The 14,225-nt window shown below is 68.9% G+C and carries 10 protein-coding genes and 1 pseudogene; all 11 read right to left on the reverse strand.

All coding sequences use genetic code 11. The annotated features are described in order from the left end of the window. Positions 1 to 340: 340 nt before the first annotated feature. Positions 341 to 1,423: pseudogene (locus tag QM638_RS05975) on the reverse strand (recombinase family protein); the annotation flags it as partial. Positions 1,424 to 1,579: 156 nt separating this feature from the next. Continuing rightward, positions 1,580 to 1,774 carry a hypothetical protein gene (locus QM638_RS05980; protein WP_415141035.1) on the reverse strand — a complete coding sequence of 65 codons (195 nt, stop codon included), beginning with the start codon at positions 1,772 to 1,774 and terminating at the stop codon, positions 1,580 to 1,582. 5 nt (positions 1,775 to 1,779) lie between these two features. After that, positions 1,780 to 2,448 (reverse strand): hypothetical protein, encoded by a 669-nt coding sequence (locus QM638_RS05985; RefSeq protein WP_415141036.1) that lies wholly within the window; start codon positions 2,446 to 2,448, stop codon positions 1,780 to 1,782. Positions 2,449 to 2,460: 12 nt separating this feature from the next. Beyond that, complete coding sequence (locus QM638_RS05990; RefSeq protein WP_415141037.1) at positions 2,461 to 2,934, reverse strand: single-stranded DNA-binding protein; 474 nt, start codon at positions 2,932 to 2,934, stop codon at positions 2,461 to 2,463. Between the two features lie 93 nt (positions 2,935 to 3,027). Next, on the reverse strand, positions 3,028 to 7,914 hold the full coding sequence (locus tag QM638_RS05995) for a helicase (RefSeq protein ID WP_415141038.1): 4,887 nt from the start codon (positions 7,912 to 7,914) through the stop codon (positions 3,028 to 3,030). A 167-nt stretch (positions 7,915 to 8,081) separates the two neighbouring features. Next, positions 8,082 to 8,630, reverse strand: a complete 549-nt coding sequence (locus tag QM638_RS06000) for a hypothetical protein (RefSeq protein WP_415141039.1) — start codon at positions 8,628 to 8,630, stop codon at positions 8,082 to 8,084. A gap of 229 nt (positions 8,631 to 8,859) precedes the next feature. Beyond that, positions 8,860 to 10,644 carry a type IV secretory system conjugative DNA transfer family protein gene (locus QM638_RS06005; RefSeq protein ID WP_415141041.1) on the reverse strand — a complete coding sequence of 595 codons (1,785 nt, stop codon included), beginning with the start codon at positions 10,642 to 10,644 and terminating at the stop codon, positions 8,860 to 8,862. After that, positions 10,641 to 11,408 carry a hypothetical protein gene (locus QM638_RS06010; protein ID WP_415141042.1) on the reverse strand — a complete coding sequence of 256 codons (768 nt, stop codon included), beginning with the start codon at positions 11,406 to 11,408 and terminating at the stop codon, positions 10,641 to 10,643. The genes QM638_RS06005 and QM638_RS06010 overlap by 4 nt, the downstream gene beginning before the upstream one ends. Before the next feature lie 164 nt (positions 11,409 to 11,572). Continuing rightward, a complete protein-coding gene (locus QM638_RS06015) occupies positions 11,573 to 12,055 on the reverse strand; it encodes a hypothetical protein (RefSeq protein ID WP_415141043.1) in 483 nt (160 codons plus the stop codon). 117 nt (positions 12,056 to 12,172) lie between these two features. Further along, entirely contained in the window at positions 12,173 to 12,742 is a 570-nt protein-coding gene (locus QM638_RS06020; protein ID WP_415141044.1) for a hypothetical protein, read from the reverse strand. Further along, positions 12,742 to 14,049 (reverse strand): ATP-binding protein, encoded by a 1,308-nt coding sequence (locus QM638_RS06025; RefSeq protein ID WP_415141046.1) that lies wholly within the window; start codon positions 14,047 to 14,049, stop codon positions 12,742 to 12,744. The genes QM638_RS06020 and QM638_RS06025 overlap by 1 nt, the downstream gene beginning before the upstream one ends. Positions 14,050 to 14,225 lie beyond the last annotated feature (176 nt).

Consider the following 14,225-nt stretch of genomic DNA (forward strand, 5'->3'; position numbering starts at 1 on the left):
TGCGCGCCTGGCGGTAGGTGGTGGACAGGCTGTCGAGCCGGGCGGTGATCGCTTCGAGACTGGTGCGGATGCGGTCTTGCTCGGTCTTGAGCAGGTCGAGTGGGATCGCGTCGGCGTAGTGGGCTTGGACGAGCTTGAGTCGTTCGGCTTCGAGCTTGTCGCGCTGGCTAGTGAGGACGGCTCGCTCATCGTCGCTGGAGGCTTCGAGGTGGTCGAAAACGGAGTGCAAGACCGCGCGGACGTGTTCTGCCTCGGCGGGGGTGAGGCTGTTGGTGCCGTAGTCGCGTTCGACGCGTTCCTCGACGCGGTGGGCGTGGATGGCGGTGCGGGTGCAGCCGTTCTTGCGGCGTCGGCCGGCGCAGGTGAAGTATTCGTAGCGGTCGCCGTTCTTGTCGCGGGGCCGTTCGATCATGAGCTTGGCCCCGCAGGAGCAGTGCAGGTTGCCTTTGAGGTAGTGGTCGTACTTTTGTGGGCGTTCCCCGACGGCGTTCTTGGAGTCCAGGACGGTCTGTACGCGCAGCCAGGTCTCGGTGTCCACCAGAGGCTCGTGGGTGCCGTCGTAGGTGACGCCGCGGAACGTGACGGTGCCGTGGTAGTAGGGGTTGGTGAGCACTTTGTGCAGCGTGGTCGTGGTCAGCGGTTTGGCTGGCTGGGACGGGGTGGGCCGGGTGGTCAGGCCGCGGTGTTCGAGTTCGCGGGCCAGGGACGACAGTGACCAGTCGCCGCTGGCGTAGGCGGTGAATGCGAACCGGATCAGGTCGGCCCGTTCGGGGTCGAGTTCGACGTCGCGGACCTCGTGGCCCTTCGTGTCGGTGGTGCGGATGTTGAGGTAGCCGATCGGTGCCTTGGTGGGGGTGCCGCCGATGGTGGCCTTCTGGACCATGCCTTTGACGACTTCTTGGGCGAGGTTGAGGGAGTAGAACTCGGCCATCGAGGCGAGGATGCCGTGCATCAACATCCCGGAGGGGGTCTCGTCGATGTTCTCCATGACCGACACCAACTGAATGTTGGCCCCGCGCAGGGTGGCATGGATGATCGCGTCGTCGAGCCGGTTGCGGGCGAGTCGGTCGACCTTGTTGATGATGCAGTAGCGGACCGGGTTCGCGGCGATGTAATCGAGCATGTCCTGCAACGCGCGGCGGCGGGCGGTCTTGGCGGACTCGCCGGGTTCGATGAACTCGGCGACGATGATCGCTCCGAGCTGGTCGGCCTTGCGGCCAGCGGCCTCGCGCTGGGCGGGGATGGACAGCCCTTCTTCGAGGCCGTTGCGGGTGGCTTGGTCCTTGGTGGAGACCCGCAGGTAGGAGATCGCGGGTAGCAGCCCGTCCGGGTTGGGTGTGATGTCGCCCGGCTGTGGTTTGGCGTTGGCGAGAGTGCGGAGTGCCGCCAGGTCGATGCCGGGGGGAAGGTCGATGAGTGTCATCGGTGTGACCGCCTTTCAGCGAACCCGACTTGCGTTGGGCCTCTGGGGCGCCTGGTGGCGGTCACGTTGATTCGGAAAGAACACCGACGGCTCTAACGGCCGATCGGCTTAGGGCTGGTGCCAGCAGCGCCGTGATCTATCTTTTCGCTCCCGAGTTTACCGCTTGGGTGCGAGCAGATGCCGGAGGTAGTCGCCGGTGCGTGCGGCCTCGCCGTCGGCGGCGCGCAGAGTGAGGCGGATCAAGACCTCGGCGACCTTGTCGGCGTCGATCTGCTCGCGCCGCTCGAACCGGACACGGATGGCGCGTTCCGCGTTCTGATGGTCGGTCTTGCGCTCGTATCGCCGCACCATGTGGGCTACTCCGCGTCGCGGCCCTGATCCGGGCTGTCGGTCCGCGCGCCGCCGGGCTGGTCCGCGGCGTTCCCGTCGTGTGGGGTCTGCTCGCGCAGTTCACCGGCGCTGGTGTTGATGGAGGCGTAGAACTCTGCCTCGGCGGCGCGGCGGCGGGCGGTGTCGTCCATGACGAACTGCACGAAGTCTTCGTCCCGGTCCTCGATGACGGTCTCGGTGACCGGTTCGGCCGGGTCTTCTCCGGGCCAGGAGGTCTGGCGGGTGGGGCGATCGTGGTCGAGTCGGGTGCCTGATGCGGTCACCCAATCGCGCAGTCGCTGGCGTGCGTCGGCGAAGTCGCGATGCCAGCCCAGCGGCGCGCTGCCGTTCTGCTCGGGGTCGTAAGCGCACAGCCAATGCAGCTGGAGTGCGGAGAGTTCCCAGACCAGCTCGGGGTGGCGGTGCCAGTACGGCGGGATCACGCTGGCGGGCAGCCCGTAGGTGCGGCGTAGCCAGTTCACCCAGGCGTTGAGATCGAGCCATTCGGCCTCGGCCTCGTCCGCGGTGAGGAGGTTCCAGTTCACTGGGCGTGGGGGTTCTGCCAGCAGGCGGTCATTGTCGAGATATCCGGCTTCGGTGTCGGCCGGCTCGGGCTCGTCGAGTTCGGGCGGCGTCTGCGGCTCGTCGGTGCTCATGGCTTTGGCCTGTCAGAGCGTGGGCACGGCCGCGCGGGTGGTGGGGACGCGAGCCGGCCCGTCGTGCCCCGGCGGTTGGCGGCTCGGACCGTCGTGCCGCACGTCCTGTTGCGTAGCCGGGCTCTGGCGTCCGGTGCGGTCGACCTCGTAGGTCGAGCGGGCGGTGTCGTGGCCGATCTTCTTCGCCACGAACTCCTCGCCCCGGATCTGCTGTCCGTCACGCGTGTAGGTGTATTCGTGCGCGTAGCCCTCGGCGACGAAGCTGTCGCCCTTGGCGAAGCGTTCGTACGCGCGTTCGGCGGTGGCCCGGTAGAGCACGAGGTTGTAGAAGCTCGGTTCCAGCTTGGTGAAGGAGCCGTCCGATTCCTTGTGGTAGTTCTCGTGCCCAACCCGGGCGTAGAACCGAGCGTCACCTTGTTCGGTGTAGGTCAGCTGCGGGTCGGTGGCGATGAAGCCGGAGAGCGACTGCTGAGTGTGAATAGCCATCGGTCTGTTCCCGTCCTGTCTCGTGACGGCCGCATTCCGGGGCCGTCCTCGACGGGAAGGTGCACGGCAGCACTCCCGGGTCGGGCGAGTGCGCTACAGACTCGGCCCCAGTCCGCGCGCTGGAACCTGTGCCGCGGCTCGTTCGAGGGGCTGGACATCGACCGACCGGCTGGGATCGGGACGCAACCCGAGCGCCGGCCGGTGGGCGCGTACCGCCTCGACGGTGAGCCCGTCGTCCGGTTGTGGTGTCTCGGCTGGTCGGGCGTCGGGTGCGTTTTCGATGTCTTCTTGCATTGCGGCCAGCCGCGTCTCGACGTCGGCGAGGTCTTCTTTGGCGTCGGCGAGCGCCTGGGCGTGCCGGAAGGGTTGCCCGATCCGCTGTTGTGCCTCGGTGGTGGCTTCCTCAGCGGCGGTCAGGTCGTTACGTGCGTGGTCGAGCAGGCTGGGGATACCGGAGACGCGGTTCTCGATGCGTTGGATCAGGCCGACGCCGCCGTCGAGGAAGGAGTCGCGGGTCACCACGAACGAGCAGCGTGGCACGCCGGCCAGACCGATGTGGACCATCGGCTCGCCGCCGAAGGCGGGGCTGGTGGCGAGGGTGATGTCGAAGCCGCTGATCGAGCCGATAGTGCCGTAGTCGCGGCTGGCGTACCGGGGTGCCCATTTCAGGTCTGAGGCGTGTGCCCACGCGGCGAGGGCGTTCCCGGCGTCGATGCGGGAGGTGTAGGTGCGCTCGGCCAGGTGGATGCGGAAGCGGTCGCCGGAGGTGTCGATGATCCGTGGGAGCGCGGCTTCCAGCGTCGTGATGTCGTGGCTCGCGCGGCGGGCGTCGTCCCGCGCGCGGTCGCGTGTGTGCACGAGCATGGATTGGTTGCGGTGGTAGGCGCGTTCCAGGCGCTGCAACCGGGTGACTTCGTTCTGGATGGTGGAGTGCTCCAGCAGCAGCGGGTTGCCCGAGCTGATCGCCTTGGCTTCCGCGGCCGACAGCGCGGCAGAGTCGATCTCCTCGATCTCGCGGGAGTCGAGCTTGCCGCGCATCAGTTGGGCGATGAACGTTGCTTTCCGCTCGACGCCTTGCCACATGTAGGAGTCGAAGGACCGCTCGGTGACGAGCCGGACGATCGCAACCTCGGGGTTCTGGTTGAGTTGGCGAAGTATTCGGCCTTCGCGTTGGGCGATGTCGCTGGGTCGCCACGGGCAGTCCAGGTGATACAGGGCGACGGCTCTGGCTTGGACGTTCGTGCCGACGCCCATCTTCTCGGTGCTGCCCATCAGGACCGCGACGTGACCAGCCCGTGCGGCGGCGAACAGCCGCGCTTTGTCGGCGTCGGTCTTGGCTTCGTGCATGTATCGGATCGCCTCGGCCGGCATCCCGCGCTGGACGAGTTGACGGTGTAGCTCGTCGTAGGCGTTCCACCGTTCCCGGTTCGGGGTGCCGATGTCGGAGAACACGAGTTGCAGCGCACCGCGAACGGGCGAGGGTTCTCCGGTGATGGTGTCGAGGTATTCGTTGTCCTTGGTCTGCTGCCAGACGCGGTAGATGGTGTCCGCGGCGACGTCGACCTTGGTCGGCCCGGACGGATCGTTCGGGACGATCATGCGGATGTCGAGGGCGGCCTTGCGTCCGTCGGTGGAGATGACCAGCATGTTGTCTTCGTTCGGGGACACGCTCTTGGTCGCCACTTTGTCGGCCCGCTCGCCCAGGTGCTCGATGAACCGCTCCAGTTCGACCGTGGGCTGGACGGAGACGGTGGCGGGGGCACGCTTGCCGTCGTCGCGCTCGGCCAAATCGGGGACCGGCAGGTGCAGGTCTTCGGCGGTCTTGACGTCGGCGAAGATTGACCAGAGTTTCAGCATCTCGGGGACGTTGGAGAACTTCGCGAAGCGGGTCTTCATGCGGAACGTGTTGTTCCCGGTTGGGGCCATCTCCATCTGCGTCACGGTTTGCCCGAACGTCGCAGCCCACGCATCGAACGATCCGATCCCGGCCGCCTCCAGCAGGTCGGGACGTAGATACTTCTTCATCACGTACGCCTCGGTGACGGAGTTCGAGATGGGGGTCGCCGTCGCGGCGGTCAGCACGCGTTCGCGGCCTTGACTGCGCAGGTACTCCAGCTTCATGTGCAGGTCGGTGGCGCGTTCCGCGCCGTCGATCGCGGCGTCGCGGATGTTGGATTCCGTGGACAGGTTCTTGTACATGTGCATCTCATCGACGACGACGTAATCGAAGCCGGTGTCCTCGAAGCAGACGCCCAGGTCGCGGTTGGTGTCGACGCGCTCCTTGGCCTTGTTCTCCAGCAGCAGGAGTTTGCGCTGGATGCGCTTGACGCTCATCCGGTCTTCGCCTTCAGCGTCTTCTAGGACATGCCGCAGTCCATCGACCTGCGTCTGGATGTAGGTCTGTTGAGTCTCGGGTCGCAGCGGGATCTTGGCGAACGCGCCCTGGGTCATGAGCACCCCGTCCCAATCGTTCGCCGAAGCGCGGGCGACGAAGAGGCGGCGCTTGTCCGCGGTGAGGTCTTTGCTGGACGCGGCCAGAATCCTTGCCCGCGGATAGATTTGCAGCCACTCCCTGCCGAATTGTTCGAGCATGTGATTCGGGACGACGAGCACCGGCTTGGCGATGAGGCCCATGCGGCGCATCTCCATCACGCCCATGATCATTTCCGCCGTCTTGCCGGCTCCCACTTCATGGAAGAGGCCGGCGGAGGGTTCGGCAATCATGCGGGCGACCGCGGACCTCTGGTGCGGTCGCGGGGTGAAGTTCGCCGCCAGGCCGGGCAGCGTCAGGTACTCGCCGGCCCCGGTGTAGTCCCGCAGGACGATGCTGTTGAACCGCCGGTTGTACTCGCCCACGAGGGCGCGTGCGCGTTCGGGGTCTTCCCACACCCACTCGCCGAAACGTTCCTGGAGCTGGTCGGCTTTCTCCTGTGCCGCTGTCGTTTCGACGGGGTTGAGGACTTGGCGCTTCTTTCCGTCGATGCCTTCGACCTCGTCGTAGACCAGCAGCGTGCGTTGCTCCATCACGGCCTGGGCGATGTCCAGGGCGGGGCGACGCTGGGTGCCCCACTCGCTGGTGGCCAGCAACCCCTGCCGGCCGCCGCGGACCTCCCACATGCCGGCGAGCGGGTTCTCCACCCGTACCTCGCGGGTGCGTAGCAGTTCGTTGAGGAACTGCTCGTGGACTTCGGCGCTGATCCACACGGCTCCGAGCCGGGCGGAGATGTCCTCCACGCCGAGGGTTTCCGGCATCACCTCGGTCAGCGCGTCGACGTTGACCTGGAACGCGGGGTCCTGGGCGGCGCGGGTCTTCGCCGCGTCGAGCTTGTCCCGCACGTTCCCGGACAGGTAGGCCGGAGCGTGGATGAGCTCGTCCGTGGTTGGGTCGACGAACACCAACCCGGTCATGGCCGTGCGCGCCTCGGACTCGTCCATGCCGAGCATGTCGGCGATCAGCGGCAGGTCGATCCCACCGGTGCGGTCCAGGCTGACCGCGATCGCGTCGGCCGGGGTGTCCACGCCCTGAATCTCGGTGCGCGGGGCGACGACCCGGCGGGACATGATCGCTGCGGGAGCTGCGGTCTGGTCGGTGTCATCGAACTGTTCGAGGGCCAGGACGAGCGCGCCGAACGGATCGGATCGCAGGAGGCGGACCGGAGTGGGGACGACCCGGGAGTAGGTTTCCTCTCCGGCATCGTTCGTGCGTCCGGTGCGGCGCAGCGAGTAGCGGTTGAGCGGACCGTACGTGCCGAGGTACTTCCGGTAGTCCCGGCGCAGTCCCTCCCGCGCTCGGCTGATCTCGTCGGTGTCATCGACCGTGGCCGCTTCCATGCTCAGCAGCCCGGTAGCCGCGTCCCGCAGCCCCAGCAGCGCACGCAACTCGACCGCGGCGGACTTGGGCACATCGAGCGGTTCGACGCCGCTGTCAACGACCGTGCCGAACTGGCCGCCGTCGGTCCTCACGATGCTGCCGTCCCACAGCTCGGGCGGTGCGGGCACGAACGCGGCCCGTCTCGTCTGCTGTTCGCCGGTGCGCTCGGTCATCGTCAGCCCGAGGCGACGGGCGGTGAACGTCACCTGGTCGATCGCGTCCGCCAGCTCGTCGTCGAGCCGGTCGAGGGTCCCGCGAACGATGAGGGTGTCGTTGCCGTGCATGCCGTGCCCGACGCCGAGGTCGCCGAGCACCCGCTCGGGATGGTGGTCGAAGTAGGCGTTGATCTTGATCGTCCGCCCGTCCACGCTGATCGGGGTGACCGTCTCCCACGAGTCGTCGATCGGTGGCCGGTCATCTTCCCTGCGGCGGAAGATCAGCAGGTCGCTGACCACATCGGTTCCGGCGGCGCGGCGGTGCGCGCCGGTCGGCAGTCGGACTGCGCCGACCAGATCGGCGAGCAGATTCATCTCGCGGCGCGCGCCGGGGTTCTGTGCGTCCATCGTGTAGTGCGAGGTCAGCATCGCGACCATGCCGCCCGGCCGGGTCAGCCGCAGCGACTTGAGGATGAAGTGGTTGTGCATCGACTGCCGGGTGGCGTTGTGCAGCGGGTCATGCAGGGTGATGTTGCCGAACGGAACGTTGCCGATGCCCGCGTCGAAATGGCCCTCGGGGAACCGGGTGTCGGCGAACGACTCGGCACGCACCGCCGCGTGCGGATACAAGCCGCGGCTGATCGCCGCGGTCAGCGGGTCCAACTCGACACCCGTCATCGCCGCGCTCTCGGGGGCGAGGCCGATGAACGTTCCCGCCCCCGACCCCGGTTCCAGCACCTCGCCGCCGGCGAATCCGAGGGACCGCATCGCCCGCCACATCTGCCGGGCGATGACGGGATCGGTGTAGTGGGCGTTGATCGTCGTACGGGCTGCCTGCGTCCACTCGTCCTGCGACAGCAGGCCGCGCAGTTCGTCGCGATCGGCGTTCCAGTCGCTCTTGGCGTCGTCGAAGACGTCCGGGATTGCACCCCAGGAGGACCATCGAGCGAGCACCCGCTGTTCCTCCGCGGTCGCGGGCCGGTCCTGGTCGGCCAGCGCACGGACGACGCCGATCGCGGCGACGTTTGCGCGGAACCGCGCTTTGCCGCCCGAGGGAGCCAGGTCGTCCTGCGAGGCGGGGACGAACCGCGCCGCGCCGACCGCGGGCGCGTCGGGTGAAGTTAGCGGACTTCGCGAAGGAACCGGATCGTCGCCGCTTCCTCCAGCAGCGCCCGGTTCGCTTCCATGTACTGCCGCGGAATCTCCGCCGCGACCAGGCCCTCCAGGAACTCCATCGGGACCGCCCACTCGCGGGCCTTGTCCTCCAGTTCCACGGTGGAGTGCACCGGGTACGGGGAGTCCTGCATCCGCTCCGCCCAGGCCACCAGGTTCTCGTCCGAGGGCCGGGTCTGCTCCCACTCCTCGCGGGCCTGACCCAGCGGCAGGCTCGGGTCGCTGACCCAGGCGAGCTGGTTCATCACGACCTCCTCGGCGATCCTGCGCGCCGTCGTCCGGCGTGCCACGTCCTGCAAGTAAGTCTGCTCCGAAGAGCGTGTCAGCTCCAGCATCAAGGCCGGGTTGCGCTCCAGTCTGTACGCCAGGTCCGACACTTGGCCCTGGATCTCCAGTCCCAGGTCGGTGAAGAACGCCTCCGGGTTCTCCAGGTTCGCCAGCCGGCGCGGGGCGTGCTTCTCCCAATGCTCTCTGGCTCGTGCCGCGTACTTGTTCATCCGCTTCGCTCTCCTTCGGCTCGGCCAGCGTGCCCGCTGGCTCGGTCAGCGTCGCGTCGGCGGTGGGCTCGTCCAGCCCCCACAGGTCCAACTCGAGTTGCCACGGCGGCGTGGCGCCTCGGCGCCGTGCCATTACCACCACCCCCGCAGCGGCGGGTGCTCACCAGCGCGGAGCGCGCCCGCCTCCCACGCCCGGCCCGGTCGTGCTGGACCGCGCCGCGTGCCCTGCTCACGGCCGCACATCGGGAGCCTTCTGAAGCATCGCCTCGATCTGTGCACGGTCCTTGGTTAACTGCCCGGCGTCCTCTCGTGCGGTCCAGGGCCGCAGGTTGGTGACGATGGGCGGCGCGGCGCGCAGCAGCGTGACGCCGGTGCCGAACGGGAGCGTGCGGATCCGGTCAGGCGGAAGGATCGGGACGCGGCGGATGGAGCGTTGCGCGGATCGGGAGCCGTAGTCACCGACCGTGGTGGAGTCGGTGTATTCATCGCGTTCCCCGACGAGCGTGGTGAGGTCTTGGAGGTCGCGGGAGTTGGACGCACCGCCAAGAACGATCTTGACGATGCTCGCGTCCCAGATCGCACCAGCGGCGTTCTCGGTCCACTTCTCCCTGGCTTGGGCGAGGGATTGGAGGACGGGCATGGTGGTGATGCCGGTGCCGCCGCCTTCGGCCATGAGTGTCGGCAGGCTGGGTAGGGGTGCGAGGTTGGCGATCTCATCGAGGGCCAGCAGCAGCGGCGGATCGAGCCGCGCTCCGGGTGAGCGTGCCGCGATCCTTCTAGCGGTCTCGATGAGGTCTTCGACGAACGCGGCGACGAGGGCGGCACTGGCCCCGGCGCCGGCTCCCGTCGCCAGGAGATAGAGCGTTCCACACTGGGTGAGGAAGGCTTCGGGGTCGAAGTCCTCACCCGGCCGCGGCGACACAGCATCCAGGACGCGGGGATCGGCCAGCGCCCCGAGGGCCAGGGACACGCCTTGCCAGATGGAATCACGGGTGCGTGGGTCGGAGTCGATCATCGCCTCAAGCGAGTCCGCCCACCCCGTCGCCGCTTGGGGCGAGTTGGTCAGGATCGCGACCGCTTCGGCGGCTGCGGTGGGATCAAGCGTCCAGCGGAACAGCTCGGCCGGTGGCCGGTTGTCCAGCGCGGCGGCATGAAGCAAGGACTGCAATGCCGTCCTCGTCTTTCCTTCCCAGAACCCACCGGAGTCCACACCGCCCGAGGACAGGCCGGTGGCGGCAGCGAGGCCGGTCGCGCGGATCATCGCGGTCAACGGATCGTCGCATCCGCGGATCGGTGACCACCGCAGCCCGGCCGGCACGCCTTCGGCCAAATGTTGCGGGTCGAACACCGCGACCGGCCCGAGCCGCTGCCTGGCCCGCAGGGTCGCGGTGAGGTTGTCGGGGCGGGTGCTGGTGGTGAGCACGGCGCCAGGTGCGTCCAGGATGGCGTTGATGACGATGTGCAGGCCCTTGCCGGAGCGGGGCGGGCCGATGAGCAGGATGGAGTCTTCGACCGAGGCCCACACGGTCTTGCCGCGCGAGACCCCGAGCCGGTATCCGACATCCGCAGCGTGTGGCTTGTCCAGCGATGGGCGCAGATGCGCTGCCCGGTGGAGCAGCGCGGGCTCGGAGGCCGCCTTCGCGACCTCGCTGCGGGTGGCGACCCCGGCAATCCGGTAGGGGTCGGTGCTGGTCTGCCGGCCGTGGTCGCGGACCAGCCGCCACACCCACCACACCAATGCCGTGCCGGCCAGGATGAGCACGGTGGCGGTGAGCCAGTAGACGACCGGGTTCAGCCCCGGTGCGTCGAGCGGGATCGCCGGACGTGTCGGGTGGGCCAGGACGCCGAGCCCGGCCGCGATCCCACCGGCGGGCTGGCGCAGGCCGGTCAGCCACGCCGCGACAGACCCGGCGCCGCGCAGCACGGCAGCGAGGACCACAGCGGCGGCCAGAGCACCGAGTCCGAGGTTGGTCAGCTCGTCCCCGAGCGGCCCCCGCGGTGGCGGCTGCCTCACAGCGACGGCCCGCGACCCTGGACCGGGTTCGTACCGGTAGGTCCGGGTGGCGGGGCGAACCAGTCCCACGCGTCGCTGCCCGGCGACGTGCGCCGGGGTGCTGTCGGCCCTGGATGGGCGGGGGTTGGGATGTCGATGCCGAGCAGGGCCGGGTCGGGCAGGGCGTCGTACTCGCGAAGTAGTCCGACGTAGCCGAAGGAGTGGTTGTAGGTCAGCGTGTAGACATCGCGGGTCGCGATCCGATCGGTCGCGCCGGTCGGCACCGTGTCGTAGACGTAGCCGTTCTCCAACGCGGCATCGACGGTCTCCTCGCCGTAGTCGTAGCCGGCCAGGTGCTCGATCGCGGCGTCGGTGCCGTGCCGGTCGATCAGGTCCAGTGCCTCGTCGGCCTCGTCGCCTTGCAGGAACACGACACTGATCCACCGCCGGGGCGCCGGCCCCGGCTCATCGGATGCCGTCAGCTCGGCTGGCCGGTCCGGTTCGGTTGGCGGGTCTTGGGCGAGCAGGGCGAGGGCGTCGGCGTTGCCTCGGGCGGCCTCGGCCAGCCAGTCCGGGAACACGCCCTCGTGCTCCGAGGTATGACCGGGGTTGTCGAGGACGTATTGGCGGGACTCGCCCGCGGCGGACAGGTAGCCGGCCAGGTCCCGCAGCGCGCGGTCCGGGTCGACCGGCTGCCCGGCGCCAGTGAACAGGTCCCGACCCTGCACGGTCTGCCCGGTAGTGGCCTCGGTGATGCGGTAGGCGTACCGCTGGTGCTCGCCCACCGGCTCGTCGGGCCAGACCGTGACGGTTAACGGCCCGACCGTCCGCGTCGTCGCCGTCGTTGGCGTGGGTGTGGTGGGTTCCGCGTGGTTGTCGTTGTCCATGCCGGACAGGTGCTCGACCGGGCACCCACGGGCCGGCAGTTGATCTCAGCGATCTCAGCGGGTCACATCGACAGTGGGTGCCCCTGGCCGCGGTCGGCACGGGAACCCTTCGGGGTGAACGGATCACCGAAACCGTCCCGCCCCGAGACCGGCTGAGGTGATCGGGACGGCGACGACATCGTGTGTTCAGGTACGGGGTCGGGGTACCAGGCGATCCGCCCGGTGTGTTGGAACCCGGCATCCAGCCGTGCCACCGCGGCGTCCAGGAGGGTGCCGGCCCGGTGCAGCTCGTCCGCGGCCGAGTCGGCGGCGACGATGCCGGCGGTGTGGTCGCCGGCATCGTCGTGGGCCAGCCGCAGGTGGTTCAGGTGGGCGGCGGCGAGCTGGTCGATGACCTGGCGCAGCGATCGCGTCCCGGCGAGCAGGCTGCCGATCACCGCGTAGGTGTCGGCCGGATCATCGAGGGTGCGGGTGGCGTACGCCAGACCCCGCAGCGCCTCGGATGCCTCGGCGGCGTCATGGGTCGGGTCGTGAAAGGTCGGCATGATTGAAGGCACCTCGTTCCGGGACGGCAGCGATAGGTGGTCGCCGGCCAGGTGCACCACCCACCCATCGGCCGGCCCACCCGGTGCCGGTCATTCGGGCCGGTGGCTCCGGCCGGGCTATTCGGGGTGGCCGATGGTGAGGGTGTGGGAGATGCGGCCGATCAGGGCGACCTCCCCGGTCGGGGCGTGGGCGAGTTCGCCGGGGGTGAGCAGGCCGCGGGCGGTGCCGTCCGGGCTGGCTTCGCTGTGGGCGACGATGACCGCGACGGCCACGTCTTCCCCGGCCACGTAGCCGTCCCCGTGCAGGGCGACCAGCCGCAGCGCCGGTTCCGACCCGGCCGGCGGCGTGGGGTCGGGTGGTGTGACGCGGTGCCGGGCCGGGGTGATGATGTCGGTGAAGACCGTCCCGTCGACCTCGCGGACCTCGACTCGGATCGGGGTGCGCCGTTGGTCGGTCAGGGTGTCGATGATGCCGGCGAAGGAGCCGCGTTGCCACGGCGGCGCGAACGGCTCGGGCTCGAACGGTGACCCGTCGATGGTGACGGTCACGGTCTCGTCCTCATGTACGGCGAATACGAGGTGCGGCAGCACCACCGGCACCTGCACCGCCTCGTGACCGCTGGTGGTGTCGGTGGCGCTGGTGGTGTCGTGGGCGGAGGCTCGGTCGGCGCGGGATCGGGGCCGCATCACGCCCCCTGTGCGCCGGTCATACGGCCGGTGGTGTCGAAGACGGCCAGCTCGTCGGGGTGGAGCTGGTGTTGCACGATGAAGGAGCGGTCTTTGATCCGCCACAAGCCTTGCCCGGTCCCGAGGCTGGGGATGAGTTTCTGCTCGGTGCCGGTCAGCCCGAGCGCGTCGGCGGTGCTGCCCAACTGGTCCGGCTCTTGCCGGTAGATGATCCTGGTCTCCGCGTTCGCCAGCAATGAGGAGGCCAGCGCGCGCATCGCGGAGCCTTGATCGCCCACATTGTCCAAATCGGATAATTTATGGAACACCAGGCAGTTCGCGATCCCGTAGTGCCGCGAGAGCCGCCATTGTGCGTCCATCCGCCGCAACAAGGAGGGGTAGGCCATCAATCTCCAGGCTTCGTCGTAGATCACCCACCGCTGCCCGCCGTGTGGGTCGGTCAGCGCGGCTTCCATCCACGCCGAGGAGCAGGTCATCAGCACCGAGACCAGGGTCGAGTTCTCCGCGACCCTGGACAGGTCGAGGCTGACCATCGGCAGCGTGGGGTCGAAGGCGACGGTGGAGGGTCCGTCGAACAGTCCTTGGAGGTCGCCGGCGACCAGGCGGCGTAGGGCGTGGCCGACCATGCGGCCGTCCTCGGCCAGGCGCCCGTCGGGGTCGTCGGCCGGGTCCGGGGTCAGGATGCGGTCGACCACCATCGGCAGGATCGGCACGTCGTTGCCGCGCACCGTGCCGGCCAGGGCGATGTCGATCGCGGTGTGTTCCAGCGGTGTCAGGGGCCGGTCCAGTACGGTCTCGGTCAGCGCGCCGATCAGGTCGCGGCGCCGGGCCGCGACCTGGGCGACCCATTCCGCATCCGAGATGCCCGCGGGCCGGTGCCCCTCGTCCAGGGGGTTGAGCCGGTTGCGCAGGCCGTGGCCGAGCACGATCGCCTTGCCGCCGACATGTTCGGCGACCGGGGAGTGTTCGCCTTTCGGGTCACCGACGACGTAGACCTTGCGGCCGAACGGGATCGAGCGGGTGTAGAGCGACTTGACCAGCGAGGACTTCCCGGCGCCGACGATGCCGGCCACCACGAGGTTGGGGGCCGTGATGAGCCCCTGGGCGTACAACTCCCACGGGTCGTACACGAACGATCCGCCGGAGTAGAGGTCCTGGCCGATCAGCACCCCGTTCGACCCCAGCCCGCCTTCGGCCAGGAACGGATACGCGCCGGCCAACGCGGCGCTGGTGTCCTGGTGGGCCGGCAGCCTGAACCGTCGCCAGGTCCGCAGCCCGGCCGGGCCGGGCTCGCCGCTGCGCGGCAGATACGTGGTCGCCGCGCGTTCGGCGCGTTCGGCGTCGGCTTCAGCGCGGGCGGCTGCCTTGCGCTGCGCGGCGTCCGCGGCGTAGGGAGCGACCGTGGCCGTCGCGAAGGTCGACGAACCCGCCCAATAGCCGGTGCCGGGGCCACTGTAAACATAGCGACCACCGCCGCCGGCGC

It is taken from the genome of Nocardioides sp. (assembly GCF_047606145.1).
GTDB lineage: Bacteria > Actinomycetota > Actinomycetes > Propionibacteriales > Nocardioidaceae > Nocardioides.

What these genes read in the sequence shown, in the direction of transcription:
- QM638_RS05980 (WP_415141035.1), bottom strand. Translation starts at nt 1,774, where the DNA reads ATGGTGCGGCGATACGAGCGCAAGACCGACCATCAGAACGCGGAACGC.
- QM638_RS05985 (WP_415141036.1), bottom strand. Translation starts at nt 2,448, where the DNA reads ATGAGCACCGACGAGCCGCAGACGCCGCCCGAACTCGACGAGCCCGAG.
- QM638_RS05990 (WP_415141037.1), bottom strand. Translation starts at nt 2,934, where the DNA reads ATGGCTATTCACACTCAGCAGTCGCTCTCCGGCTTCATCGCCACCGAC.
- QM638_RS06000 (WP_415141039.1), bottom strand. Translation starts at nt 8,630, where the DNA reads ATGAACAAGTACGCGGCACGAGCCAGAGAGCATTGGGAGAAGCACGCC.
- QM638_RS06015 (WP_415141043.1), bottom strand. Translation starts at nt 12,055, where the DNA reads ATGCCGACCTTTCACGACCCGACCCATGACGCCGCCGAGGCATCCGAG.
- QM638_RS06020 (WP_415141044.1), bottom strand. Translation starts at nt 12,742, where the DNA reads ATGCGGCCCCGATCCCGCGCCGACCGAGCCTCCGCCCACGACACCACC.